Annotated in this window: 3 protein-coding genes; all 3 read right to left on the reverse strand. The window is 54.1% G+C overall.

Going from position 1 to position 2,888, the window contains the following annotated elements; all coding sequences use genetic code 11:
• Positions 1–380, reverse strand: a 380-nt coding sequence (locus tag Q0F21_RS06890; protein ID WP_297238573.1) for an FKBP-type peptidyl-prolyl cis-trans isomerase N-terminal domain-containing protein, incomplete at its 3' end; no start/stop codon positions are given.
• 192 nt (positions 381–572) lie between these two features.
• Complete coding sequence (gene hutH / locus Q0F21_RS06895; RefSeq protein WP_297238574.1) at positions 573–2,117, reverse strand: histidine ammonia-lyase; 1,545 nt, start codon at positions 2,115–2,117, stop codon at positions 573–575.
• A gap of 15 nt (positions 2,118–2,132) precedes the next feature.
• Positions 2,133–2,759 (reverse strand): cyclodeaminase/cyclohydrolase family protein, encoded by a 627-nt coding sequence (locus tag Q0F21_RS06900; protein ID WP_297238576.1) that lies wholly within the window; start codon positions 2,757–2,759, stop codon positions 2,133–2,135.
• Between the last annotated feature and the right edge of the window lie 129 nt (positions 2,760–2,888).

A 2,888-nucleotide genomic window follows, 5' to 3' on the forward strand; every position in this document is an offset into this window, starting at 1 on the left:
CTGTCGAAGATCTGACCATCGATACGAGCCCCCTCGTAGTGGCACTTGACTGTGTCGCTGGAGGATGGCTTGGGACCTTTGCCCTCAACCAGAACCTCGTACTGTACTCCGGATGGGAGCGTTACGACGCCCTCACGTGCACCGTTTTCCTCCAGGTAAGTCTGGCCGGCTGCCTTATTGTCGTGGAAGCGCTCTTGCTGCTGCTTGGTGAAGTATGTCTTCAGTACCTCCTCTGCCTCCTCGTAGGTAATCTCCGGCTCTGCATCCTCGAGGACGCAGGTGAGCCCGCGCACAAAATCAGCTACAGTGAGATCCTTGATGCCACTGCTGGTGAGATTATTACCGAGACTTAGCCCGAGGGAGTAACTTACTTTATCCATAAGATGATTGATATAAATGTCTTGTCACGTCAAAATCGCCACAAAGATAACAAAAAAGGCAACACCCTCTCTGACTCACCTTTTTTCCTTATGCTCTGAAGGACCTGACTTTGGACAAAAAAGACCTCTGATCCCAGTTCAACTAGGATCTGAGGTCTTTTTTGCTCCTCACGATGGAGGATTAGGTCAGTATTACTTCTGCAACTCTGCGAAGCAGTAGCTGTAAGCGAAGGAAGCACTCTTGTCGATGATCGGGCACATAACTACATCGTCCTCGATGAAGGGTACCTCCTGGCGGAAAGCCTGGAAGAGCTTTTGCAGCCTCGGTGAGGTCTTATCCTGATTGCCCTCCAGCTGGAGTGCCTGTGCAGCATTCAGCAGCTCGATACCGAGGATGGCGTAGAGGTTGTCCAGAAGAGGAAGCATCTTCGTGGCGGCATTGGCTCCCATGGAGACGTGGTCCTCCTGACCATTGGAGCTGACGATGCTGTCAGAGGAGGCAGCAAAGCAGTACATCTTATTACGGCTGACCATAGCAGCAGCTGCGTACTGCGGGATCATAAAGCCTGAATTGAGACCAGGATTGGCCACCAGGAACTCAGGCAGCCCCTTGAGTCCAAGGATCAGCTGAGCGGTACGACGCTCCGATATATTGCCAAGCTCTGCCATAGCGACTGCCAGGAAGTCCATCACGAGGGCGATAGGCTGACCATGGAAGTTACCTCCACTGACAATCAAGTCATCATCGGGGAAGATCGTAGGATTGTCGGTAACCGAATTGATCTCACGGGTGATCACCTCAGAGACGTAGGTGAAGGAGTCCCACGAAGCACCATGCACTTGGGGAATGCAGCGGAAGGAGTATGGATCCTGTACCTGCGGCTTCGCCTTCTGCTGAAGGGTGCTCTCCTCAAGGAGCGTCCTCATCTGGCGAGACACCTCAGCCTGTCCGGGATGAGGACGAACCTCATGGAGCTGAGGAATGAATGGCGCCTGCAGTCCGTCAAAAGCCTCCAGCGAGACGGCCCCGATCGCTGTGGCAGCGTAGAGAGCGCGACGACACATGATGAGTGCATAAACGGCGTGGGAGCTCATGAACTGAGTACCATTGAGCAGCGCCAGACCCTCCTTGCTCTTGAGAGTAATGGTCTTGATGCCGGCGTCCTCAAAGGCCTTGTGTGAGCAGACCTTCTCACCCTTGTAGTACACCTCACCCTCGCCGATCAGCGGGAGGAAGAGCTTAGCGAGAGGTGCCAGGTCACCCGAAGCACCGAGAGAGCCCTTATCGTAGACGATCGGAGTGATGTCGTGATTGAGCATATCGATGATGCACTGGACTGTAGCAACCTGGACACCACTATTTCCCAGCGAGAGGGCGTGCGCCTTGAGGAGCAGCATGATCTTCACAATCGGAAGTGGTACCTCCTCACCGTAGCTACAGGAGTGACTCTTCACGAGATTCTCTTGCAGAGCGGTCAGGTCATCAGATGGGATGCTGATGTTGCATAGCGATCCGAAGCCCGTGGTGATGCCGTAGAGGGGACGACCGGCGGTCTTCACCTTCTCATCCAGATAGTCACGGCACTTCTGGATACGCTGCTTAGCGACGTCGGAGAGCTTATACTCGACGGACTCGGCAGTGATGAGTCGCTCGATCTCCTCGATGGTGATGTCCTTCTCACCGACTGAGTAGGTGATATGCTCCTTGGTGCAGTAGGGGACTGATTTTAGTTTCATATAGTTGTAGTGTGGTTAGAGATTCTGATAGACGTGAGCAAGGATCTTCTGCTCTGACTCATTGACCTTTCGCTCAAGCTCAGCAGCGCGGTCGGCATGCTCCTTGACGAAAGCCTCGTCCTTAATGGATCCGAGGTTGATGCGGACGTTGAGGAGCGCACCGATCACAGCATAGCGGCAGGCCATCATGGCGCAGCAGGCGTCCGTGATCGAGTTTTGGTTTCCCTTCATGATCACCTTCTCGATTAGGGGCATCAGCTCAGCAGCCTTCTCGGCCACCCTCATCGGCACATCTGCTGCGATCTTAGTGCCTCGCTGGATCTCAGCGGAGCGCGCCTTCTTCTCCTCCTCCGTCTCCTTGGGCCACTTGAAGGCTGCAAAGACAACGTTGAAGGCGTCACTGTCCTTATCGACAGCCTCGAGCAGCTCCTTCTGTATCTCAGAGACACGAGAAACGATCTCGCGCATCTCCTCCTCGACATCGGCATACTTCTTCTTGCCGATGGTGAGGTTGCCCACCATAGAGGTAAGAGCAGCAGCGATGGCGCCATTGAGGGCGGAGACGCTACCACCACCGGGGGCGGGAGAGTCACTTGCCAGCTCATCGATGAAGCCGGCGACGGTCATATCTATTAGTTTCATTATAAATGTAGTCGATTAGTTGTGGTAGGGGATCCCGCCCTTGACGGTGGTCTCCACGATATTCATCCCGAAGTGATAGGAGAGGAACTTGTATGAGGGATAGCGTAAGATCACTACATCTCCTGCCTT

Source organism: uncultured Porphyromonas sp., assembly GCF_934359325.1.
GTDB lineage: Bacteria > Bacteroidota > Bacteroidia > Bacteroidales > Porphyromonadaceae > Porphyromonas_A.